This window comes from Pseudomonas sp. BCA17, assembly GCF_004519405.1.
Classification (GTDB): Bacteria; Pseudomonadota; Gammaproteobacteria; order Pseudomonadales; family Pseudomonadaceae; genus Aquipseudomonas.
Genome location: NZ_SGWI01000003.1, coordinates 253,617 through 276,714 on the forward strand (window position 1 = coordinate 253,617; position 23,098 = coordinate 276,714).

A 23,098-nucleotide genomic window follows, 5' to 3' on the forward strand; every position below is an offset into this window, starting at 1 on the left:
TGGACCCTGAGGAAGTAAGTAATGAAGAAGTGGCAATGTGTAGTCTGCGGCCTGATCTATGACGAAAAAGACGGTTGGCCGGATGATGGAATCCTGCCGGGTACCCGCTGGGAAGACGTCCCGGAAGATTGGCTGTGCCCGGACTGCGGCGTGGGCAAGATGGATTTCGAGATGATCGAAATCGGCTGATCTGAATTTTTAAGCAATGTATGACTTAGGAGAAAGGAATGAACGCACCTGTCGTGATCATCGGCACAGGATTGGCCGGTTACAACGTGGCCCGAGAGTTTCGCAAGCTCGACAGCGAGACCCCATTGCTGCTGATCACCGCGGATGACGGGCGCTCCTACTCCAAGCCCATGCTCTCCACCGGCTTTGGCAAGAACAAGGAAGCCGATGGCCTGAGCATGGCTGAACCCGGCGCCATGGCCGAGCAACTCAAGGCCGAGGTGCGTACTCACACCCGCATCAGCGGCATCGACCCCGGCCACAAGCGCCTGTGGATCGGCGAGGAAGCGGTGGCTTATCGCGACTTGATCCTGGCCTGGGGCGCAGAGACTGTGCGTGTGCCTGTCGAAGGCGATGCGGCCGATATGATTTTCCCGATCAACGACCTTGAAGACTACGCACGCTTTCGCGCCGCCGCCGCCGGCAAGCGCCGCGTGCTGCTGTTGGGTGCGGGCCTGATCGGCTGTGAATTCGCCAACGACCTGATCCTTGGCGGCTATGAAATCGACCTGGTGGCGCCGTGTGAACAAGTCATGCCGACCCTGCTGCACCCGGCGGCGGCCGCCGCCGTGCAGGCTGGGCTGGAAGGTCTCGGCGCGCGTTTCCACCTGGGTCCGGTGCTCACCCGCCTGCAGCGCACGGCAGATGGCCTGGAAGCCCATCTGTCGGATGGTGAAGTGATCAACTGCGACCTGGTGGTCTCGGCCGTCGGTCTGCGCCCGCGGGTCGACCTGGCCGCCGCCGCCGGCTTGCAGACCAACCGCGGGATCATGGTGGATCGCTATCTCAAGACCTCTCACGCCAACATCTACGCCCTGGGCGACTGCGCCGAGGTCGATGGGCTGAACCTGTTGTACGTGATGCCGCTGATGAGCTGCGCTCGCGCCCTGGCCCAGACCCTGGCCGGCAACGCCACCGCCGTCAGCTACGGGCCGATGCCGATTACCGTGAAAACCCCGATCTGCCCGCTGGTGGTGTCGCCACCGCCTCGGGGCAGCGAGGGTGCCTGGAGCGTCGAAGGCGAAGGCGCCGACATCAAGGCGTTGTGCCGCGATGCCGACGGTCGCCTGCTGGGTTACGCGCTGACCGGCAGCGCAGTCATGGAAAAACTGGCCCTCAACAAAGAACTTCCGCCTTTGTTGGCGTAAATGGCGGTCGTTCTGTCGGAATCAGCACATTCCTACCCTCAGAAAGGTCGCTGCGAGGCTGGCGCGGCGTTCGAGGGCATGCCATCCTCACTCCCGTCTGCCGCAGAGTAGAGCCTGCGGCGCCTTGGGCGCTGCTCCGTAAGAGAGCAGCACGGACATAACAACAAAAAACCGTCAAAGAGGCTTCACATATGCGTAAACCAGAACTCGCAGCCGCCATCGCTGAAAAAGCGGATCTCACCAAAGAACAGGCCAACCGCGTCCTCAACGCCGTTCTCGAAGAAATCACCGGCGCCCTGCACCGCAAGGACAGCGTCACCCTGGTGGGTTTCGGCACCTTCCTGCAACGCCACCGCGGCGCCCGCACCGGCAAAAACCCACAAACCGGCGAACCGGTGAAAATCAAGGCGAGCAACACCGTTGCGTTCAAGCCGGGCAAGTCGCTCAAAGACAGCGTCAACCCTTAATCGCGGGGCCGTCTGAAGGGAGGCGGGTTGGTAAGAAAATGGGTACGTCGACTGGGTCGGGTGCCCATTTTTATTGGATAAGAATCAGACTTCCATAATATCGTCGAATTGCCGATAGTGATTTTGTGGAACAAAATGTTGTTATCAAACCAGCCCACGCGTTTCTGACGCCGTCTCAGTTTTCCGGGAAAATTACTATCTTATTATTGTCCGGAAGCACTTCAAATATAGTAGTGTCATTATCCGTATGCTGTATTTCATAGTGTCTTGTTGTGAAAGTCTCTCGCCATATATTCTCTGTGACTGAGGCGATTTTTTTAGCCTTGTACTGATACAGCGTTTCAAAGTACTCGCCGGTATTGAGCAAGCTGTAGTGGGCTGTCGCTTGGTCGAGTTCGAACACCGTGATAGCGACCGAGTCAAGATTAGCCTCCCTGCCGCCTTCGAGGTCACTACCGAATATCAACTCTATGATGCTGTCTGGTTTATTCAGAAAAAATCTTCTATAAATAATCCATTGGTTTTTAAACTTCACATGCTTGGCGTATTGAACTTCACCAATTATTTTTTTGTGCTCATCAAAAAAATAGCATTGCCTGTCTTTAGCCGGTTCGCAGTCCTTTTTAAGCAAGCGGCCTGGTTTACAACCTTGTAGCTCGCAGGTATAAGGCGCTGGATTGTATGAGGGCATGATACCCATGCCCCACTGCTTTGTTTTGTGGGCATGCTCTACGAAAGATATGAGCTCGGAATATTTATCCTTGTATTCATCAAGTAGTGAGAGCAAAAGGTCTTTCATTAGAGTGTCCTATTTGGCCAACGGAAAGGTTTTGCCGCCGCTAAGTTCGAGGTTGAGTGTCTTTAGTCCTTGCTCGAATTCGGATTTTGTTTTTGCACCTTTTAAAGTCTCCCATACATGTTTTTTGTATGCGTTGCCATGGACGCCCTCTCCAGCATGAGCGGTGGCTTTTGTATTTGGCAGGCGAGATTTTGAATTGGCAGGTAGCCAGATTCCATTTTCTTTTTGGTTTATATCTATACCAAGTCTGTCCATGCGTCTTCTCAACCAGCGCATACGTAAGTCTTTCGAGTTGGACATCACAATGTGGTGGGCACGGTAGTCTTTGCTTGGGGCTTTACCGAGGCGTCCTCCAAGTTTTTTCGCATCGCTCGAGCAACTTAACCCGAGCGGGTCCATCCATGTGAATGGATTAGGAGTGTACTGATAGAGGTTGAAACCACCGAGCAACCCAATCGGATCCGGCGTCGTGAACCGCCCCACATCCGGATCATAAAACCTGAACGTATTGAAATGCAGCCCCGTCTCCCGATCCAGATACTGCCCCTGAAACCGCAGGTTCTGCTCTTCGATGTAATACGGCTCACGCACTTCCTCAACGGTATTGCCCCAGACCTGATACGTAGCGCGCCAGACGTTATGCCCGTCGGCCTCGGTCAGTTGCTCGGGCAATCCGTTCAGGTCGTTGTGGTAATAGCGAATCTTCTGCAACGGACCCATGCCGTCGACGCGGGCAATGGGTTCATAGCCTTCATCGTCATAAACATAGACGCTGGTCTGGCTGTGTTTATGCTCCTGCAACAATCGCAGGCCGTCCCATGTGAACCGAGACTCGCCCAGTGGATATCCATCACTGCCATGCTCAGTTTTTCCGATGCGTCGGCCCAGCGGATCGTAGGTCATTCGCACTACGCTGCCGTCGTCGTTACGCACTTCAACCAACCGACTTTCGGCATCGTAGGCAAATCGCTGTATGCCCCGTTTGGCGCTGCGTTTTTCAATCGTGCGGCCAAAGGCGTCGTAGCGATAACGCTTGTCCTGATAAGTCAGCAGCTTGTTGTGCACCACCAGCCCGGCGCCGGATTGCGGGCCGTCCAGCAGGTTGGCGGCGGCGTCGTAGGCGAAGGTTTCGCGTTGGCCGTGCAGGCTGTCCTGGCTGGCGATGATGCGGCCGGTGGCGTCGTAGTGCAGCAGTTGGCGATGTTGCGCGGCGGGTTGTTGGTCGAGTTTGCCGATCAGGTTGTCGGCGGGGTCGTACTCGAACTGCTTTTGCGCCGCTGCCGGCATCAATGAGGGTTGGCTGGCGAGACGGCGTTGGCGTGAACGCAGGCGGCCGCTGCGGTCGTATTCGCTGCGGGTACTGAGCTGGCCCTGGGTACGCAGCACTTCGCGGTGCAGGCGGTCGCGTTCGAAGTCGCTGATGACCTGGCCGTCGAGGTTGATCTGGTGCAGGTGGCCGCTGCCGTAGTACAGGCGGTTGAGCCAGCGGCCGTCCGGCAACTGAGTCTGGATCAGGTTGCCCAGTTCGTCGTAGTGGTGTTGCAGGGCACCTGCAGCGCTGTGTTCAGCAGTCAACTGGCCAAGGGCGTCGTAGGCGAAGCCCAGCGCCTGGGTATTGCCTTGCAGGTCGGTGAAGGTTACAGCGGTGAGCTGATCCACCGCGTCGTAGCTGTAATCGGTGCGACCATCGTCGGTGGTTTTGGCCACCAGTCGACCGACCGCATCGCGTTCCAGTCGATGCACGATAGGATCGGGCGGCGTGTCGGGTACCAGGGCCAGGCCATTGCCGTAAGGCGCGGGTACAGCTGTCACCGTCGTGATGTTATCCAACGCATCGTAGCCGTAGCGCCTGGCGCTGCCATCGAGGTCTTGCTGCTCGACCAAACGGTCGCCGGCATCCCACGCGAAGCGATAACGCTCGCCGTTCTCGTTGATCAACGCTTGCAGCCGCCCATAACTGTCATAGCCGAACTGCACCTGCCGGCCATGGGCGTCGATGCGCTGGCGTACCTGCCCGCGACGGTTGTGCTGATACAGCGTGGTGTGCCCTGCCGGGTCGGTGTAACCGACCAGTTGCCCACTTGCATCGCGTTGGTACTGCTCGGTACGGCCGTCCGGCAATTGAGTGGTGAGCAAACGCCCCTGGGCGTCGTAGCTGAATTGAGTGCGCTCACCGAGCGCATCGATAATGACCTGCAGATAACCGCGCTCGTCGTAGCTGAACCGCGTTGGGTAACCCGAACAATCGATATGCTCGACCAGTTGCCCGAACGGGTTCCAGCGCAGCTTTTTGCTTTTGCCGGTGGCGTCGATGATTTCCACGACCTGTCCGTGGGCGTCGTACCGGTAGCGAGTGATGTTGCCCAGTGGGTCGGTCTCGGCGATACAGTTACCGCGCGGATCGTAGCGGTACTGCCAACTGTGGTCGGCGGCATCGGTCTCCACCAGCGGCAACGCCCAGTGTTCCAGCCACAGGGTCGAGTCGCTGCGGCCCAATGGGTCGGTTTCGCCGATCAGGTTGCCGGCCTCATCGTAGCTGTATTCGAAGCGCCCACCCTGAGGGTCAGTGGCGCTGAGCAACTGGCGTTCATCATTCCATTCGAAGAGCCAGTTATGGTTGAGATTGTCGCTGTACAGAATGATCTGGTGTTGACTGTTCCAGTGCCGGGTGCTGACGCGTTGTAAGCCATCGGTGATGCGGGTGATACCGGCCTGCAAGTCATACTCGAACTGGTAAGCGTCGCCCTCATCGGTCCAATGTCGCACCACACGCCATTCCAGACCTTCAACCAAAGCCCACTCATAGAAGCAGCGCAATCCGGTGGGCAGTTGATGTTCCACCATTCGGCGACCACTGTCGTAAGCGAAACGCCGCTGAACCTGGCCAGTGGCATCACGCACTTCGGCGAGGTTTCCCTGCGCATCGAAGCCATAGCTGACGAGCGTTTCGCGGCGCTGATCGGGGTACAGGCGTTCGATCCGCACCAGGTGGCCTTGATCGCGGATCAACTCAACCTGCACCAGATCGAACGTATCGCGCAGCCGTACCAGATGGCCGGCTTCGTCGTAGTCGACATGGATGCGGTTGTCATTGCGGTCGCCGAGTTGGCTAAGACGCAGTAATGATGGGTTGGCAGAGGGTTCAAATAGGCGATACAGCCCGTCATCGCTTTCGATCAACAACTGCCCATTGAGGCGGCGTCGCACCGCGAGCCCTTCACCGGCACTGAACACTGCGCCGCCTAAAGGAATGGAGCCCATGTCGATGGGCCGGCCTTGCTCATCGGTATAAATCAGCGTCTCACCGCCCTCCGGATGGGGCCTGATCTCGACGCACACTTCATAGGCCACGCTCCAGCCTTTCCCGAGCAGTGTGCCCGGGCGTTCATCGCGGCTGTTGTAGAAGCGCTGCCAGTCGATTGGCAGAGTGCCGGGCAGTACGAAATCCAGCTCCTCGACATCGCCCAGCACCTTCGCGCCTGTCGCCGCATGCACCGGGTTCGACGAGCCCAGCGCCGCGTTGGCCAGCGCGCCCATCGCACTGCTGACGGCCATCGAGGTCGCCCCACCAATCAACATGCACGGCAACTTGCTGAAGAACTTGCCCTTGCCGCCCTTGAGCATCAGCAGCGCCGTCACCGCCAGCCCGACGCCCGGGGTCTTGCCGCTGCGAATTTCACGCACCACTACCGAGCCGCCGCCAATGGTGACATTGGAGGAAATCAGCCCCGATGACACCACCGTCGCATCGCAGGTACTACGGTCACCACTGCGCACCGCCGGTTGACCGTTGACCGTGACCTTTTCCGAGCCCTCGGCCAGAAACTGTGGCGGCATCGGTGGGTGCTTCATGCACACGACCATGTCCAACGGCTTGGGCACGGCGCCCGGCGCGGGCGTCGCGACCGTAGGGCGCCACATCTGCGAGAAGAAACTCTCGGCCATATCCAGGTAACTGGGGTCGGGTTCAGGCTTGGTTTCTTCCAGCTCGGTGCCAGCTGGCGCGACATGGGAGCTGATAGCCCCGGCGGCGCGGGCAGCGGGGATATTGTTGGTGAGGGTGTTGGTGGATCCGGTGAGAATGTTTGCCTGTACCGTGGGCGGAAACAATGCGTTGCTAAAGGCATCGCATAACTTCGTCAGGCCCTTATCGGCCCCACTCTTGCTCATGGCCAGGCCGACAATCGTGCCCACCACCGCGCCCAGCAGGAAGCAGCCGAGCCCGCCGGTGACCACGGTAATGCCGGTGGCAGCCACCACGGCAGCGGTCGCCACAGCGGTGATCGCGATATTGGCCGCCACTTCCAGCACACCGCCAAGGATGTCCGCCATCATCGAGGTGTGGGACAGCGCATCGCCCATCCGGGCCGCCCATAACGCGTCAGACATTCAAGTTGCTCATCAGGAAATAGCGTCGAACGACAGCGAGTTTTTGATCAACGCCCAGTGCGCCGCTTCGGCATCCCCTAGCTTGTCGGCCTTCACGTAACTCAAGGCGAGCATCTTGCGCGTGCCCGGAATCACCAGTGCCAGTTGGTACTGGAACACCTTGTCATTGCCCTTGTTGAACTGGCTGCGCAGCTCGATCCCTTCTACCTCTTGCGCTGCGCCCAGGCGCACGTCAACACCCGGTTGATAGCGCAAATCCTGCACCTGTTTTTCCAGGCGCTGGAGTTGGTCATTGAAGTTGCTGTGCAGGGTTTCACCCTCGGCGAGCAGGCTGCGGCTGACAATCAGGGAAGTGCCCAATTCAGGGAACTTGAGGATATTGATCGTCGCGTCCTGCAGCTCGGCGGCCGGCAGTTGGAACTGGAATTCGTTGATTCGGTACGTCATGGAAACAGGTCTCGTCAGGAGCTTTTAGGCGCGGGGAACGCAGCTTTGATATTCGCGTCGATGCTGGCTTTCACGCCTTGGCCATCGGGCGTGGCGCCGGGGCCGCCGCCGTTGTTCAGGTGCAGCACGCCGCCAGTGTTGAACTCGGCATCGCCGCTGGCGTAGAAGCTGATTTGCACGCCGCTCAGGTTGATCTGCCCGCTGGCGTTCAACTCCAGGATGCTTTCGCCGCAGACCAGCCGCAGGTTCTCGCCCACCTCGATAACGTAGCTCTGGCTGATGCTGTCGGTCTTCCTCTGGCCCACCGAGAGGATGTCTTCCTGCTTGACGATGCGCAGGCGGTTGTTGCCGATGGTCACCGTCTCGTTATGGCCGATGCTCTTGTTGCGGTCATGCCCGACGGAGTGGCTTTCATCCACCTCCACTACGATGTCCTGATTCCTTTCGGCATGGATGTACAACTGCTCCAGCCCCTTCTTGTCCTCCATGCGGATTTCATTGAAGTTGGCCGGCGTGCCGCCTTTGCTGGAGCGGCTTTTCATGCCGCTCTGGGTCGCGTTTTCCGGCAGGTCGTAGGGCACAGTCTGCTCGGCGTTGTAGACGCGGCCAGTGATGATCGGCCGGTCCGGGTCGCCTTCCAGGAAGCTGACGATCACTTCCTGGCCGATGCGCGGAATCTGCATCGAGCCCCAGTTTTTCCCCGCCCAGGATTGCGACACACGGATCCAGCACGAGCTGTTTTCGTTGGATTGGTCATGACGGTCCCAGTAGAAGTGCACCTTCACGCGGCCGTACTGGTCGGTCCAGATCTCCTCGCCTTTGGGGCCGACCACCAGTGCGGTCTGCGGGCCTTTGACGATGGGCCGATGGGTGTTGGCCATTGGGCGGAAACTTTGCTGGGCGTCGATGCAGGTGAGGCTGCTTTCGAACTGCGCCGAACCCGAACCCCCGCCGCTTTCCAGACTTTCCTGGACGATGTAATAGCGGCAACCCACGATCAGGTATTCGCGGTTCTGGTCCTGACGGCTGAAGCCGGTGAGGCTGAACAGATGGCCCGAACCCAGGCCCCGCGCATTGCCGGCAAACTCGATCTGCTCGTGCAGGGTTTGCAGGGCTTCGATGCGGGTGCGTGCATAGTGTTCGCCATCTTCGCTTTGCACGTAGGTGCCGGGGTAGTCGTAGAGCGGGTAGTCGCCGGCGGTATGCGGGCGCGGCATGGCCGAGCGCACGTCGATACGGGCGCTGGGGCGCTGGAAGTCGTAATCGTTGAGTTCCAGCGAACCCGGCTGCACTTCGTGCGCCAGGTGCCAGTTGTGCATGTGGTCGCGTTCGCGCTGCTGCTCGTCCTTGGGGTAGTACGGGACCGACGCGTAGCCCGGCACGGTGGTGTGCGCGCCGTAGGCATCGGCCAGCACCAGCACATGGCGGTCCTGTTCGTGGCGGAAGAAGTAGTAGATGCCTTCCTGTTCCATCAAGCGGCTGACGAAATCGAAACTGGTCTCGCGGTACTGCACGCAGTATTCCCACTCGCGGTACGGCTGGCTCAGGGCGTCCTCGAAGTCGGAAAAGCCCAGGTCGCGAAACACCTGCTTGATGATCTGCGGGATGCTCAGGTTCTGGAAAATCCGGCAGTCCGATGTACGGCTGAGCAACCACAACCATGGGCGCAGCGTCACCTGGTAACTGGCGAACTGGCCCTGGTCGATGTTCTGGCTGCAACGGGCAACGATGCCGTGGAAGTATCGCTCGCCACCGTCCGCCAATTGCAGGCCTACGCTCATCGGCTTGCCGAGCAGTTGGTTAAGGTCGATGTTGGCGTCCAGGGACGTCAGTTGCAGCTCGTAGTTGAACAGCCTGCCCAGCTCTTCGCCGCCGCCCATTTCATTGAGCAGCAGTACATCCGGCCCGAGGGGGCTGGTGATCTTGGCCAGGCGTGAGGCTTGGTTGAATAGCATCGGTTAACCCGTAAATGTCGTTGTACCTGACGAACCGAACCCCCTGTAGGAGCTGGCTTGCCAGCGATAGTGGTGGCCCGGTCAACCTCAATGTTGAATGTCAGGCCGCTATCGCCGGCGAGCCGGCTCCTACAGTTGAATGGCGTTCCGTCAGCTGGCGTCGCTGAAGTCGTAGTGCAGTTCGTTATCCCGGCTACTGATCCGCACACCGGCCAACGCCTTGCCTTCGAGCATGCGGGTGAGAAACTCACGGCTCATGTCTGGCAGCAGGCTGTTGGTGAGGATGGTGTCGATCATGCGGCCACCGCTCTCGGTCTCGGTGCAGCGCGAGACGATCAGGTCGACCACCGCGTCGTCGTAGTCGAAAGCCACCTTGTGGGTACTTTCCACGCGCTTCTTGATGCGGTTGAGCTGCAGGCGGGTGATTGCCTTGAGCATCTCGTCGCTGAGCGGGTAATACGGAATGGTCACCAGGCGGCCCAGCAACGCCGGCGGGAAAATCTCCAGTAGCGGCTGGCGCAGCGCCTTGGCGATGTCTTCCGGCTCGGGGATGTTCGCCGGGTCTTTGCACACGTGGGAAATCAGCTCGGTGCCGGCGTTGGTGGTCAGCAGGATCAGGGTGTTCTTGAAGTCGATCACCCGGCCTTCGCCGTCTTCCATCACGCCCTTGTCGAACACCTGGAAGAAGATCTCGTGCACGTCGGGGTGGGCTTTTTCCACCTCGTCCAGCAGCACCACGCTGTACGGTTTACGCCGCACCGCCTCGGTCAGCACGCCGCCCTCGCCGTAACCGATATAACCCGGTGGCGCGCCCTTGAGCGTGGACACTGTGTGAGCTTCCTGGAACTCGCTCATGTTGATGGTGATGACGTTCTGCTCGCCGCCGTACATGGCTTCGGCCAGGGCCAGGGCCGTTTCGGTCTTGCCTACGCCGGAGGTGCCGGCCAGCATGAACACGCCAATTGGCTTGCTCGGATTGTCGAGACCGGCGCGGGACGTCTGGATGCGTTTGGCGATCATCTGCAGGGCATGGTCCTGGCCGATGATGCGCTTCTTCAGGTGCTGATCGAGATTGAGCACGGTCTCCAGCTCGTTGCGGGCCATGCGGCCCACCGGAATCCCGGTCCAGTCGGCGACCACCGAGGCCACGGCCTGGTAATCCACGGTCGGCAGGATCAGCGGGGTCTCGCCTTGCAATACGCTGAGACGCTGTTGCAGGTCGACCAGTCGGGCGCGCAATTCATCGTTGCCACTGTCTACCACGCCAGCCTTTTCACGCAGGGTGGCACGGGTGGCGAGCAACTCATCAACCAGCGCTTTCTCTTCGGCCCAACGGTTCTCCAACGTCGCAAGACGCTCACGCTCAGCACTCAATAGGGCTTCGGTGTTGGTTTGCCGTGCACCAATCGCAATGCCGATAGCATGCTCGCGGGCGATGATTTGCAGCTCGGTTTCCAGGGCTTCGATACGGCGGCGGCTGTCGTCGACTTCCGCCGGCACCGCGTGCAGGCTGATGGCGACGCGGGCGCAGGCGGTGTCCAGCAGGCTCACGGATTTATCCGGCAATTGGCGCGCCGGGATGTAACGGTGGGACAGCTTCACCGACGCTTCCAGGGCTTCATCGAGGATCTGCACCTGATGGTGCTGTTCCATCGTCGAGGCCACGCCGCGCATCATCAGCAGCGCCTTGTCTTCCGATGGCTCGGCCACTTGTACCACCTGGAAGCGGCGGGTCAAGGCCGGGTCTTTTTCGATGTGCTTCTTGTATTCGGCCCAGGTGGTCGCGGCCACGGTACGCAAGGTGCCACGGGCCAGCGCAGGTTTCAGCAGGTTGGCGGCGTCGCCCGTGCCGGCGGCCCCACCGGCCCCGACCAGTGTGTGAGCTTCGTCGATAAACAGGATGATCGGCTTGGGCGACGCCTGGACGTCTTCGATCACTTGGCGCAGGCGTTGCTCGAACTCGCCTTTCATACTGGCACCGGCTTGCAGCAGGCCGACATCGAGGCTGCGCAGTTCCACATCCTTGAGCGCAGGCGGTACGTCACCGGCGACGATGCGCAGGGCGAAACCTTCGACCACGGCGGTTTTGCCCACTCCGGCTTCACCGGTGAGAATCGGGTTGTTCTGGCGGCGGCGCATGAGGATGTCGACCAGTTGGCGGATCTCTTCGTCACGCCCAACGATGGGATCAAGCTTGCCGCTACGGGCCTGCTCGGTCAGGTCGACGGTAAAGCGCTTGAGGGCTTCCTGCTTGCCCATTGCACTCGGAGCCATGGCACCGCTGGCCTCGCCGGGCACGGCACCGGCGTTGAAACCGTCACTGGCGCTCAATGCGTTTTCGGGCGAGTCACCGACATATTCATCAAAACGTTCGCTCAGGGCCTCGGCCTTGATTTTGTCGAACTCGGCAGACAAACCCAGCAGCGCATGGCGCAGGCTCGGAGTCTTCAGGATGCCCAACACCAGGTAACCGGTGCGCACCTGGCTTTCGCCGAACATCAGGCTGCCGTAGACCCAACCGCGTTCCACGGCCTCTTCCACATGGGAGGACAGGTCGGTGATCGAGGTCGAGCCACGGGGCAGGCGGTCCAGGGCTTCAGTCAGGTCGCGGGCCAGGCGCGCCGGTTCGACGTTGAACTGGCGAATGATGCGGTGCAGGTCCGAGTCCTGCAGTTGCAGCAGTTGGTGAAACCAGTGGGCCAGTTCCACATACGGGTTACCCCGCAGCTTGCAGAATACGGTGGCAGCTTCGATGGCCTTGTAGGCCACGCTGTTGAGTTTGCCGAACAGTGCGGCGCGACTGATTTCACCCATGCTCTGGATTCCTTGAGGTGGTGGCCTGATCGGCGTAATGCCGGGCCAGGATTAGGTCGTTGGCGTCGTGCGCGGGTTTGCCGAGCCAAGTATTGAAGCCCAGGCGGAACTGGCCATTGAGTTGCAGCGCCGGTACTTCAGGTTGTTGCAGAACCAGGTTCAAGTCCCAGTCCAATTCGTGGCCAAGGTACTCGGCCACCCACGCCACCAGCTCATTGAATGGCGGGTGGCCGGGCAGCATGCCCATGTAGTCATCGAGCTTGAGCGGCCCCAGGCGAATGCGGAATTTGTGCTGGCGGTCCCAGACATGGCTACCCAGGCAAAAGTCCACGCCCAGTTGGTTGGCGCTGACGCCCACGCGGCTGCGTTCGGGCAACTCCAGCCATTGGCCGACGTACTCTTCGATCTCTACCGACAAGCCGAAATACTCGCTGAGGATCGCCTTTAAACCATCCGGGTAGCGGGTCTGCGCCGACAAGTGACCGCTGTAATGCAGCTTTGCGGCGTCGGCAATCAGCCCCTGGTTGAGCAGGCTTGGCATGCCACGGCCGCTCAGGGCGGCGAGGCGGGCGGACCAGTAGTCGTCGTCCGGGCGGTCATGGCTGACGGTAGGCCGCGCCTCGGCCCAGGCCCGATAGAACAGGCTGAGCAAGCGGTGGTGGAACACATCCAGGAACTGCTTGCTGGTGCTGTCGGCGTTGTTGCGCTGGCGCTCGCGTACGTACTCGGTGATATGCAGCGGCAGGGGGCCATTGGGGCCACCGAGACCGAAGAAGAACTGCTCCAGGCGCGCCGGCTTACCGTCACCACCGGGATCGACCGAGGCCAAGGTGGCCGGGGCGAAAGTGCAATCGGCTTGTTGGCCCAGGCGCAGCGGATCATCCGCCAGGCGCAGGGAGTGGCCCAGGCGCGGCAGGTCGGGCGATTCGCACTCGATACGCCGCAACGCCTGGAAGAAATCGTATTCCCAGGGTTCCTGATGCATCGCATCCAGTGTGTTCAAAGGGTCGGACGACGCCCGGGCTTGGCTTTCCATCGCATGATCTCGCCGCGTTCGGTGGTACGGATCACCGTCTCGGTAAAACTGTTGATCGACACATAGCGTGCCAGGAAGCGCTCCAGCACCGCACCGAGCAGGAACACACCGGTGCCGCGAAACGCGTTTTCATCGAATTCCAGGGTGATCTCCAGGCCACGGCCAAACACGATCGGCCCGGGCATCGGCAGGCGCCGGGTCACGGCTTTGCTGCTGACTTCACGCAGGCCCTCGATCTGCAATTGCAGGGCAGCGTCGTTGCTGTCGCCATACAGGCGCAGCAGTTCACGCAAGGCGCCCGCGCCCTGGCCCTGTTCGCTGAGCGACAGGTAGTTGAGCGACAGCTGACTGATCAGACGCCAGGCCTTGGCGTCATGCGCGTGGCTGGCACGCGGGCGGCTCGGGCCGGCCACGCAACGCACGGCCATCACCGGCGCGCTGTCGGCCAGGGTGAAGTCGGTCTTGCCGTTGCCCACGCTCATGAACAACGGCAAATCACGGTTGGTGCACAGCGCGGTCACGCCGAGTTGGCGCAGGTCGTGGCGGTAGGGCGCTTGCTTGCTGTCCACCAGGCTGACAAAGGTTTCGCTGCCCACATACGTGGAGCGCGGGCCGTTGCGGCGCTGGTCGCTGGACAGCACCCGCGGCTCGCGGCGCACCGTGTAATAGGCCTGGTCGCGGCCGTAGCGCGACGGGTCGCGTACAGCGTAGAACGGCAGGAAAGGCTGCTCTGGCCCCGTGCCGTGGCCGGTGAGGCCGCTCAGCGAGTGCACCTCGAAATCCATCGGTCGGGTGCGGTCGGCGATCACATGGTGTTCGTGGACCCGGTCGGACAAGTGAATGCGATCCAGGCGTTTCGGGAACAGGTTGATGGCCGGGGTGCAGAACGGCAGGAATTGTGCGGCGCCGACACTGCCTTCCAGGCTGGGCTCATGGCGATCGAACAATACGATCAACTCCAGCTCCTGGCCGTCGCAGCGTTTGACCGCACGGCTCAGCTCGGCGAACTCGACGAACAGGAAACGGTGGGGCAGGGCGAAGTATTCCTGCAGCAGGCGATAGCCCTGGAACGCACGCGCCACGACCGGCATGGCGGCGTCGGCGTCATCAAAACCTCGCGAGCGCAGCGCGTCTTGCGGCAGGCGCTCGACCCAGTCACCACCCGGCTTGCGTGCAAACACGGCGCAGGCGTTACCCAGCAGTTGCTCGTAAAGGCGGAACGGTTGTTCGTCGGCACCACTGAGGTACAGCGGCAGGCTGTCCAGGTCGAGGCTGTTAAACGGCAACTCGGCGCCGGTACGCAGAGTCAGGCGCAAACCAGCCTTGGCCTTCGGCTCACTGGCGGCTAGGCGGCCGAGCACGGCGGCGGGGTTGCCGAAGTACTCGGCGTTGGTCACCTGCAACGGCCACAGCGTCACCGGGTGAGCGGTGCGGTACTCGCAGCAGGTCTGGGTTTCACGGCCCAATGCCGCACGCAATACCGTATCGCGGGGCAGTGAAAAACCGCTGGCCAGGGAGCCTTCATCGGGGTCGGTCTGCAGTTGCACCACCGTCATCGACGGCGTTGGCGCGAGGTAGTGCGGGTACGCGATTTCCAGCAGGTTGTGGGTGAAGGTCGGGTACTCGGCGTCGAGCTTGAGCTGCACGCGGGCAGTCAGGTAGGCAAAGCCTTCAAGCAGGCGTTCGACGTACGGGTCGGCGCAGTCCATGCCGGACAGGGTCAGCCGACTGGCGATCTTCGGGTATTCCTTGGCGAACTCTGCGGCGCTTTCGCGCACATGGTGCAGTTCCTGGTTATACAGCTCCAGCAGGCGCGGGTTCATGTCCGTCTCCGCTGGTCGGCGTTAATCACACGCACATGGCCGGATTCCAGGTCGAGGTCGGTTTGCAATAACAGACGCAAAGGCACCGGCTGGGCCCACAGGTCGCCTTCGATCTCGAAACTCAGCGCGTTGTGGTTCATCTCGCCGTGGCTGACGCGGGCTTTGACGCGCAGGGTGTGGCGCAGGATTCGCGGCTCGAAGGTGGCGATGGCCTGGTAGATCAGGGCTTCCAGCGCTTTGATATCGACGCTGGAAGCGCTGTTCCCGGCCAGTGCCGGCAGGCCGTAATTGATCACCGACGTACCGGCTGGGGTGTGCAGCGTGGCATCGGCGTCCAGCAACGACGTGGTGTTGAGCAGCCACGCCAGGTCGCGTAGTACCGAGGCTTTCAATTGGGTCAGGGACAGCACGCGTTTGTCGGCGCTTTCCTTGGGATTGGTCGGGTCGTCGTCGGTCAACCGGTCCAGCAGGGACGGTTGCAGACGGTCGCGGGAAGCGATTTCAGTTACCACCAAAGCAGCTCCACGGACGGGTTGTGAGAGGGACGGGCTTCGTGAGGGGCAGGGTGCCGGGGGCCGTGGCGTGAGGCCACGGCCCGAGGGCTATTAGCGCTTGGTGTTGGAACGGATGTTCCAGCCAAACTTGATCGCGCCGCCGTCTTTGGTGCCGTCGGCTTTCTGCGGCTGGTAGTCGACCATCACTTGGGCAAAGTTCAGGGTGACGTTCTCGGTCAGGCGATCATCACTGCCCGAACCGCCGGTGCTCAGGGACGTTACCAGCACTTCTTCCAGGTTGATCACCATGTACTCGACCTGGCTTTCACCACCGGCCTTGCGCACGGTCAGCTTGACCTTGTCGATGTGCTTGCCGCTGGCGCAGTGCATCATCAGGTTAGGCGACGCCTTGTCGACGTACTTGGTCAGCGACAGGTCCTGGATATTCACCTTGCCCGCGCCACCGCCACCGCCGACATGCATGTTGCCGGACTGGGACATGCCCCAGCTCCAGTTCAGTACGTCGATTTCGTCCTTGTGGGCTTTGTCCATGGACTCGCCCTTGATGTCGCCGATCTTGATGAAAATATCAACAGCCATGTTTTCTCCCTGTGTGGTCTCAGCCACAGAATGTGTTGACGTCCCCGACCCCTGTAGGAGCGAGCTTGCTCGCGAAGGTCGTTGACGCTGACGCTGACATCCTGAATGAACGCGGCGCCTTTAAGTTTTTCGCGAGCAAGCCCGCTCCTGCAGGAACGAGCCGGTCCCGAATGTTTAAGCGCTTTTCGCCGAAGGCAGCTTCGATACCAGGCGCAACGACACGGTCAGCCCTTCGAGCTGGTAGTGCGGGCGCAGGTAGAACTTGGAGTTGTAGTAACCCGGGTTGCCTTCCACTTCTTCCACGATCACTTCAGCGGCAGCCAATGGGTGCTGGGCCTTGGTGGTTTCGGTGGAGTGGGCCGGGTCGCCGTCGACGTAGTTCAGGATCCAGTCCTGCAACCAACGCTGCATTTCGTCCTTCTCTTTGAAGGAACCGATCTTGTCGCGCACGATGCACTTCAAGTAGTGAGCGAAACGGCAGGTGGCGAACAGGTACGGCAAGCGCGCGGCCAGATTGGCGTTGGCGGTGGCGTCCGGGTCGTCGTATTCGGCCGGTTTCTGCAACGACTGGGCACCGATGAAGGCGGCGAAGTCGGTGTTTTTCTTGTGCAGCAGTGGCATGAAACCGTTCTTCGCCAGTTCCGCTTCACGGCGGTCGCTGATGGCGATTTCGGTCGGGCACTTCATGTCCACGCCACCGTCATCGGTAGGGAACGTGTGGGCCGGCAGGTTCTCCACTTCACCGCCGGACTCCACGCCACGGATGCGCGAGCACCAGCCGTAGTGTTTGAACGAGCGGTTGATGTTCACGGCCATGGCGTAGGCGGCGTTGGCCCAGGTGTACTTGGAGCTGTCGGCGCCGTCGGTGTTTTCTTCGAAGGCGAAGGCTTCCACCGGGTCGGTCTTGGCGCCATACGGCAGGCGCGCCAGGAAGCGCGGCATGGTCAGGCCGATGTAGCGTGAGTCTTCCGATTCACGCAGCGAGCGCCAGCCGGCGTATTCCGGAGTGGTGAAGATCTTGGTCAGGTCGCGCGGGTTCGACAGTTCCTGCCACGAGCCCATGCCCATCACGGTCGGCGAGGCCGCAGCGATGAAAGGGGCGTGCATGGCGGCGCAGACTTTCGACAGTTCGCCCAGCAGTTCCACGTCGGGTGGTGACTGGTCGAAGTAGTAGTCGCCCACCAGGCAGCCGTACGGTTCACCGCCGAACTGGCCGTATTCTTCTTCGTACATCTTCTTGAAGATCGGGCTCTGATCCCACGCGGTGCCCTTGAACTTCTTCAGGGTCTTGTGCAAGTCCGGCTTGGAGATGTTGAGCACGCGGATCTTGAGCTGCTCATCGCTCTCGGTGTTGTTGACGAGGTAGTGCAGGCCACGCCAGGCGCTTTCCAACTGCTGGAAATCCTGGTGGTGGATGATCTGGTTGACCTGGGCGGTGAGCTTGGCGTCGATGGCCGCGATGATCGATTCGATCGATTTGATCGCATCGTTGGACACCAGGTCGGTTTGCGCCAGGGCCTGTTCGGCCAGGGTGCGCACCGCGGTTTCCACGGCTTCGCGGGCACGCTCGGTCTTTGGCTTGAATTCCTGCAGCAGCAGGTTCGCGAACTCGCTGGCTTCTTCGGTCTGGGTGCCGAGGATCTGGCTGCCTTCGCGGGCGTTATTGTCGGTCATGATTATTGGTCCCCTGCAGGCTTGGGCGCGCTGGCAAGTGCCTGAAGCAGTGCCGGGTCCTTGATCGCCTTCATGATGATTTCTTCAGCGCCGGTCTTGCCGTCCATGTAGGTCAGCAGGTTGGCCAGCTGGGTACGGGCTTCGAGCAATTGGTTCAGCGAATCGACCTTGCGCGCCACGGCGGCCGGGCTGAAGTCGTCCATGCTCTCGAAGGTGATGTCCAGGCTCAGGTTGCCTTCGCCGGTCAGCTCGTTGGGTACGTGGAAGGCCACGCGCGGCTGCATGGCCTTGAGGCGCGAGTCGAAGTTGTCGACGTCCACTTCAAGGAACTTGCGGTCCGCCACGGGGGCGAGCGGCTCGGCAGGTTTGCCGGCGAGGTCGGCCATCACGCCCATCACGAAGGGCAGCTGGACTTTCTTCTCGGCGCCGTAAAGCTCGACGTCGTACTCGATCTGCACTCGAGGCGCACGGTTGCGCGCAATGAATTTCTGAGAACTTTGCTTCGCCACGTTGCTGCTCCTGGTCGCTTGAGCGACGGTGTTGTTACTGCATAGCCCGGTGGCTTACTCGCTGTCCGGGCCGCGCAGGTTTTCAAATTGGGACATGCCGTCGGGAATCAGATTGCGCACGATGGCCGCGAAATCGGCGTGCACCAGGTTCTTGGCGCGGTTCAACAGCACCGGCAGCGGGCTCGAGGGCTCGTGCCGGGTGTAGTACGCAAGGATTTTGTCGAGGCTGCGCAACACGTCATCGCGGCTGGCGATGTCGCCGGCCGGGCGTGGTGCTGCGGGCGCAGCGGCGAAATCGACCGAGGGGGCATTGTCGTCACTGACGGCCTCGGGTTCGCCACTGCTGTCGGTGCCTGGCACCGCTTGATTGAGTATCTGCAGCGCCTGCTTGAGCGGTTGCTTCAAGGCACTCAAATCCACGCCCCGGGCTGAACCGACCTGGTCATTGACCTGCTGTTCGATGGCCTCGCAGGCAGCACGCGCTGCGCTCAAGGCGTCGCGGGTGGCTTGCAGGTGCTCGGGGTCGCTGTCGAGGAATGCGGCGTGCAGTTGCTGGGCTCCGAGCTGCTCGTCGGCAAAAATCTGCAGGCCGCTGGCGTTGAGCGCCGCACGCAGGGTAACGGGGCCGAAGGTGCGCGAGCGCGTGAGGACGCTTTCGCGCAACAGGCGAATGGTTGTGTCACTGGTCAAGCCGGACAGGGCGTTGATGCGCACGGTAGGGTCGTTATCGTCGTCGGCATCCAGGCGTGGATGCAGGTCGGTCCAATAGTCGCGCAGCAGGGCGTTGATCAACGAAAGGACTTCAGCCAGCCCGGCCACGCCTTGCAGGGCAAGGGTGCTTTGCAGCAGAAAATGGGTGATGCGCAGGTCTTTGCTGCGTTGCAGCAAGTCAAGGCTCTGCTGCTGGATGCTGCGCCATTCCGGCGGTTCGGCGGGCAGGATCGAATCGCCCATGCTGCGCTCGGGTTGGCCCTTGGCGTCACGCTCCAGTTGGAGAAATTGCGCGTCATACTCCATGTCTTCGCCACACGGCGAGTTCGGGGAAACGGCGGCGAGCAGCAACGGCACATCCACTGAGTTTGATCTCCTTATCAGCCCGATAGATGGCGGGCAATGCATGCATTAGTTGTCTGAGGAACTTTGCATGTTTTCTTGGTCATATAGTCAGAGTGCCACTACTGTGACATCAGTGATGTTCAAGAAGTTGTGCATTTTTGGTGTAGTACTTATGCCTTGTCAAGGTAAGCTATTCGTCCTCTGTGACAGATGTGCGGTGTTTAACAACCTGCGCGACTGGTGGGTCGAACGGCGCCCGCCAAGCAGGATTTTTGTCATGGAAGCCAGCTAAGATCAGCGATCTTGCGGGTTTAGGTAGATTCAGGGTCATTTTGTGTGACCTGGCGGGCATCTCCCGGGAAGCGTAGACCCGGGATCTACCGCGCGCGATGTAATCAGCAAGGAGGCAAGATGTCGCTGTGTTTGACTATCACTAGTTATCACAAGATTACCCCTGGGCAGTGCTCGGAAAAGTCCATGGACCAGGGCGTGATGGCTATTGGCCGCAGTTCGGATAATGACTGGGTATTGCCTGATCCGGAGCGTCTTGTCTCTTCACAGCATTGCGTTATTCAGTACAAAGATGGCCGTTATTATTTAACCGATAACAGTACGAACGGGGTGGAGTTGGTTCACGCCGGTATCCGTTTGCGCCGCGGTAATAGCGAGCCGTTGCAGGATGGTGAGTTGATCCGCATCGGCGACTACGAGATCCAGGCGCGCATCGATTTCAATGTGCAAGCCGTGGATAGCCGACCGTTTGCCGGTGACTCATCCAACAGCTTCGAAGCCCTGATGGGCGCCGTCGCCAGCCCGCCCGCACCTGTGCCTGCGCCTGTGATCGCGCCGCAGTTCCAGGGCGCCTCGGCAATGGATACCCTGCCGGACCTGTTCGACTTCCTCAGCCCCACGGCCGTTCCACCACCGACCGTGGCGGATCATGTGCCGTCCGAGCAGCACGATTTCCGGCCACCGACGCCGGTGGCCGTCGAAAAACCCGTGGTATCCGGCGGGCTGATTCCCGATGATTGGGACCTGTTTGCCGACACACCGGCACCGGCCGCACCGCCGCCGCCAGCACCGCCAGCACCGCCGGTGATTCAGCCGCCGCCTGTGCTGGAGCCGGCGCGCCCGGTGGCCGAAACCCTGCAATCGCCCGACCTGCTGCAAGCGTTCCTGCGTGGCGCCGGCCTGGAGCAGTTGCGTCTCGACAAAGCCGACGCCTGCGCCCAGATGGAAAACATCGGCCGCAGCTACCGCTTGATGGTCGAGGGCCTGATCGACGTATTGCGTGCTCGCGCCAGCCTCAAAGGCGAGTTCCGCATGCAACAGACCATGATCCGCCCGGCCGAAAACAATCCGTTGAAATTCGCGCCGAATGCCGACGAAGCCTTACTGTTGCTGCTTCGCCACGGCAACCAGGCGTTTATGGCACCGGACGCCGCCGTGCGCGACAGTTTCGACGATCTGCGCGCTCACCAGCTGGCCGTGATGGCAGGCGTGGAGGCCGCGATCAAGCACCTGCTGACCCGCTTTGAACCCTCGCAACTGGAGGAGCGCATGGGCAAACCCGCCGGGTTATCGAGCCTGTTCAACGGCTCGCGCCAGGCCCAGTACTGGCAGCAGTTCACTGAGCTCTACAGCAATATTTCCCGCGAGGCCCAGGAAGATTTCCAGGACCTGTTCGGCCGCGAATTCAGCCGAGCCTACGAAGAACACAGCGCACGACAGCGTCGCTGATCACGCAGTACATGGATTTAACGGATAGCTAAGTACGTCATTGAGGACGCAGGATGATTCCCAGGTTTTTACTCGCAGCCGCTACCGCGTTGCTGTTGACGGCGTGTGCCAAGGACGCGGTCAAACCCGAAGTAGCGGGCGAAACGGAGGCGGACACCGCCGCCGTCGAGTTGCACTTTCATGCCATAGCCGGGCTCAACCCGGGCGCCAACGGCCAGGCCGCACCGGTACGGGTGCGCATCTTCGAGCTGAAAAATGCCGCTACCTTCGGGCGCTCCGACTACTTCGCCCTGGCGGATCGTGCGCAATCGACCCTCGGCCTCGACCTGCTGGACCAGGACGAAGTGATGGTGCAACCCGGCCAGCAACTGAGCATCCAGCGCGACCTCGACCCTGCCACGCGCCAGATCGGCTTGCTGGTGGGCTATCGCGAGCTGGACCGTGCGCAATGGCGCACGGTGATCAACGTGCCACCGCGCCAATACACCGAATATCAGATCAGCCTCGATGTGCGCGCCGTACGTGCCGACGTCGTGGTTCCCCCATCCAGCCCTGCCCAATAAGAAACCCTCGGAGCCCCCATGTCCTGGAACAATCGCGTGGTCTGGTCGGAAGGCATGTTCATCGGAACGCAGCACTTCCAGCAGCATGACCGTTACCTGGAAAACCTGATCGACGCCCGCAGCCGCCCGTTGAATGCCGGTGCCTGGGGCTTTTCCGAGTTGCTGATCGACCAGGGGCTGCTGGCCCAGGGCAAGCTGGCGATCGTTTCGGCGCGCGGCCTGTTGCCTGATGGCACACCGTTCAATATCCCCCAGGACGACCTCGCGCCGAGCCCGTTGAATATCGACGACAACCTGCGCGACGGTCTGGTGTACCTGGCCTTGCCGCTCAAGCGCGCCGGTGCCCGCGATACCGTGGAGGCAGGCGAAGCCCTGGAAGCCGCGCGTTATGTAAGCCAGGTGCGCGAAGTGCGGGATGACAACGCCCCGTTCGAGAACCGTGCGCCAGTGGCTGTCGGCTCTCGCGCCTTGCGCCTGCTCACCGCCCAGGATGGCATCAGTGATTACGCCGCCGTGGGCCTTGTGCGCATTAAGGAAAAACGCGCCGACCGCGCCCTGGTGCTGGATGACACTTACATCCCGCCGGTACTCGACGTTGCCGCGAGCAAACCGCTGACGGCCTTTCGCAGTGAGCTGCTGGGCCTGCTGCACCAGCGTGGCGAAGCCCTGGCTGGCCGCGTGGTCGCCTCGGGTGCGGGGGGTGCGTCGGAGATCGCCGACTTCATGCTGTTGCAACTGGTCAACCGCGCCCAGCCGCTGCTCCAGCATTTCAGCCAGTTGAGCCCGTTGCACCCGGAGCGCTTCTTCAGCGAACTGGTGAGCCTGGCCGGCGAGTTCTCGACCTTTTCGACCTCGGGCCGTCGCCCCCAGGAATATCCGCAATACCAGCATGACGACCTGGCCCTGAGCTTTGCCCCGGTGATGCAGGCGTTGCGTGAAGCGCTGTCGATGTTGATCGACAGCAAGGCCACGCCGATTCCGATTGTGGAAAAAGCCTATGGCATCCACGTGGCCATGCTTGCCGACAAAACCCTGCTCGACAGCGCGAGCTTCATCCTGGTGGTGCGCGCCGACGTACCCGGCGAAACCCTGCGTGCGCGCTTCGGCCAGCAGAGCAAGGTCGGCTCGGTGGAGCACATCCGTGACATGGTCAACCTGCAGCTGCCGGGCATCGGCCTGCTGCCGTTGCCGGTGGCGCCACGGCAGATTCCTTATCACGCAGGCAGTACGTACTACGAGTTGGACCGGGGCAGCGAGCACTGGCAGCAACTGAACAACTCCGGTGGATTTGCCTTCCATATCGCCGGGCAGTTCCCAGGCTTGAACCTGGCCTTCTGGGCGATCCGAGGATAATCC

General features: G+C 61.1%; 18 protein-coding genes. 6 read left to right on the plus strand and 12 right to left on the minus strand.

Going from position 1 to position 23,098, the window contains the following annotated elements:
• Positions 1 to 21: 21 nt before the first annotated feature.
• From EXW71_RS13660 to EXW71_RS13670, 3 genes are all read left to right on the plus strand, one after another.
• A complete protein-coding gene (locus tag EXW71_RS13660; RefSeq protein ID WP_015886569.1) occupies positions 22 to 189 on the plus strand; it encodes a rubredoxin in 168 nt (55 codons plus the stop codon).
• A gap of 38 nt (positions 190 to 227) precedes the next feature.
• Positions 228 to 1,376, plus strand: a complete 1,149-nt coding sequence (locus EXW71_RS13665) for an NAD(P)/FAD-dependent oxidoreductase (RefSeq protein ID WP_123716582.1) — start codon at positions 228 to 230, stop codon at positions 1,374 to 1,376.
• 191 nt (positions 1,377 to 1,567) lie between these two features.
• Complete coding sequence (locus EXW71_RS13670; RefSeq protein ID WP_003213368.1) at positions 1,568 to 1,843, plus strand: HU family DNA-binding protein; 276 nt, start codon at positions 1,568 to 1,570, stop codon at positions 1,841 to 1,843.
• Between the two features lie 175 nt (positions 1,844 to 2,018).
• Here EXW71_RS13670 and EXW71_RS13675 read toward each other — a convergent pair whose 3' ends face one another.
• The 12 genes from EXW71_RS13675 to tssA form a co-directional block, all read right to left on the minus strand.
• Entirely contained in the window at positions 2,019 to 2,642 is a 624-nt protein-coding gene (locus tag EXW71_RS13675; protein ID WP_134659477.1) for a hypothetical protein, read from the minus strand.
• A 9-nt stretch (positions 2,643 to 2,651) separates the two neighbouring features.
• Entirely contained in the window at positions 2,652 to 7,031 is a 4,380-nt protein-coding gene (locus tag EXW71_RS13680; protein WP_134742634.1) for an RHS repeat-associated core domain-containing protein, read from the minus strand.
• A 12-nt stretch (positions 7,032 to 7,043) separates the two neighbouring features.
• Positions 7,044 to 7,478, minus strand: coding sequence for a DcrB-related protein (locus EXW71_RS13685; RefSeq protein WP_123716580.1), 435 nt, complete (start codon positions 7,476 to 7,478; stop codon positions 7,044 to 7,046).
• A 14-nt stretch (positions 7,479 to 7,492) separates the two neighbouring features.
• Positions 7,493 to 9,433, minus strand: coding sequence for a type VI secretion system Vgr family protein (locus tag EXW71_RS13690; RefSeq protein ID WP_134659475.1), 1,941 nt, complete (start codon positions 9,431 to 9,433; stop codon positions 7,493 to 7,495).
• Between the two features lie 150 nt (positions 9,434 to 9,583).
• Positions 9,584 to 12,247, minus strand: coding sequence for a type VI secretion system ATPase TssH (tssH, locus tag EXW71_RS13695; RefSeq protein ID WP_134659473.1), 2,664 nt, complete (start codon positions 12,245 to 12,247; stop codon positions 9,584 to 9,586).
• Positions 12,240 to 13,283: a type VI secretion system baseplate subunit TssG gene (gene tssG, locus EXW71_RS13700; RefSeq protein ID WP_134659471.1), complete on the minus strand. Its 1,044-nt coding sequence runs from the start codon at positions 13,281 to 13,283 to the stop codon at positions 12,240 to 12,242. The genes tssH and tssG overlap by 8 nt, the downstream gene beginning before the upstream one ends.
• The gene (gene tssF, locus EXW71_RS13705; protein ID WP_134659469.1) at positions 13,247 to 15,106 is read right to left on the minus strand and encodes a type VI secretion system baseplate subunit TssF; all 1,860 of its coding nucleotides are present in this window, start codon (positions 15,104 to 15,106) and stop codon (positions 13,247 to 13,249) included. The genes tssG and tssF overlap by 37 nt, the downstream gene beginning before the upstream one ends.
• Entirely contained in the window at positions 15,103 to 15,618 is a 516-nt protein-coding gene (tssE, locus tag EXW71_RS13710; protein WP_134659467.1) for a type VI secretion system baseplate subunit TssE, read from the minus strand. Before tssE ends, tssF begins: the two co-directional genes overlap by 4 nt.
• Positions 15,619 to 15,711: 93 nt before the next feature.
• Positions 15,712 to 16,200 carry a type VI secretion system tube protein Hcp gene (locus EXW71_RS13715; protein WP_003195562.1) on the minus strand — a complete coding sequence of 163 codons (489 nt, stop codon included), beginning with the start codon at positions 16,198 to 16,200 and terminating at the stop codon, positions 15,712 to 15,714.
• A 174-nt stretch (positions 16,201 to 16,374) separates the two neighbouring features.
• Positions 16,375 to 17,874 carry a type VI secretion system contractile sheath large subunit gene (tssC, locus tag EXW71_RS13720; protein ID WP_134659465.1) on the minus strand — a complete coding sequence of 500 codons (1,500 nt, stop codon included), beginning with the start codon at positions 17,872 to 17,874 and terminating at the stop codon, positions 16,375 to 16,377.
• Between the two features lie 2 nt (positions 17,875 to 17,876).
• Positions 17,877 to 18,383, minus strand: coding sequence for a type VI secretion system contractile sheath small subunit (gene tssB, locus EXW71_RS13725; RefSeq protein ID WP_010207547.1), 507 nt, complete (start codon positions 18,381 to 18,383; stop codon positions 17,877 to 17,879).
• A gap of 54 nt (positions 18,384 to 18,437) precedes the next feature.
• Entirely contained in the window at positions 18,438 to 19,457 is a 1,020-nt protein-coding gene (tssA, locus tag EXW71_RS13730; RefSeq protein ID WP_134659463.1) for a type VI secretion system protein TssA, read from the minus strand.
• Positions 19,458 to 19,850: 393 nt separating this feature from the next.
• Between tssA and tagH the strand changes: the two genes are divergently transcribed.
• Genes tagH through tssK form a run of 3 tightly spaced genes read left to right on the plus strand, consistent with a single transcriptional unit; the run spans position 19,851 to position 23,095 of the window.
• Positions 19,851 to 21,179: a type VI secretion system-associated FHA domain protein TagH gene (gene tagH, locus EXW71_RS13735; protein WP_134659461.1), complete on the plus strand. Its 1,329-nt coding sequence runs from the start codon at positions 19,851 to 19,853 to the stop codon at positions 21,177 to 21,179.
• Positions 21,180 to 21,232: 53 nt separating this feature from the next.
• Entirely contained in the window at positions 21,233 to 21,742 is a 510-nt protein-coding gene (tssJ, locus tag EXW71_RS13740; RefSeq protein WP_123716572.1) for a type VI secretion system lipoprotein TssJ, read from the plus strand.
• Between the two features lie 18 nt (positions 21,743 to 21,760).
• A complete protein-coding gene (gene tssK / locus EXW71_RS13745) occupies positions 21,761 to 23,095 on the plus strand; it encodes a type VI secretion system baseplate subunit TssK (protein WP_123716571.1) in 1,335 nt (444 codons plus the stop codon).
• Positions 23,096 to 23,098: the final 3 nt, after the last annotated feature.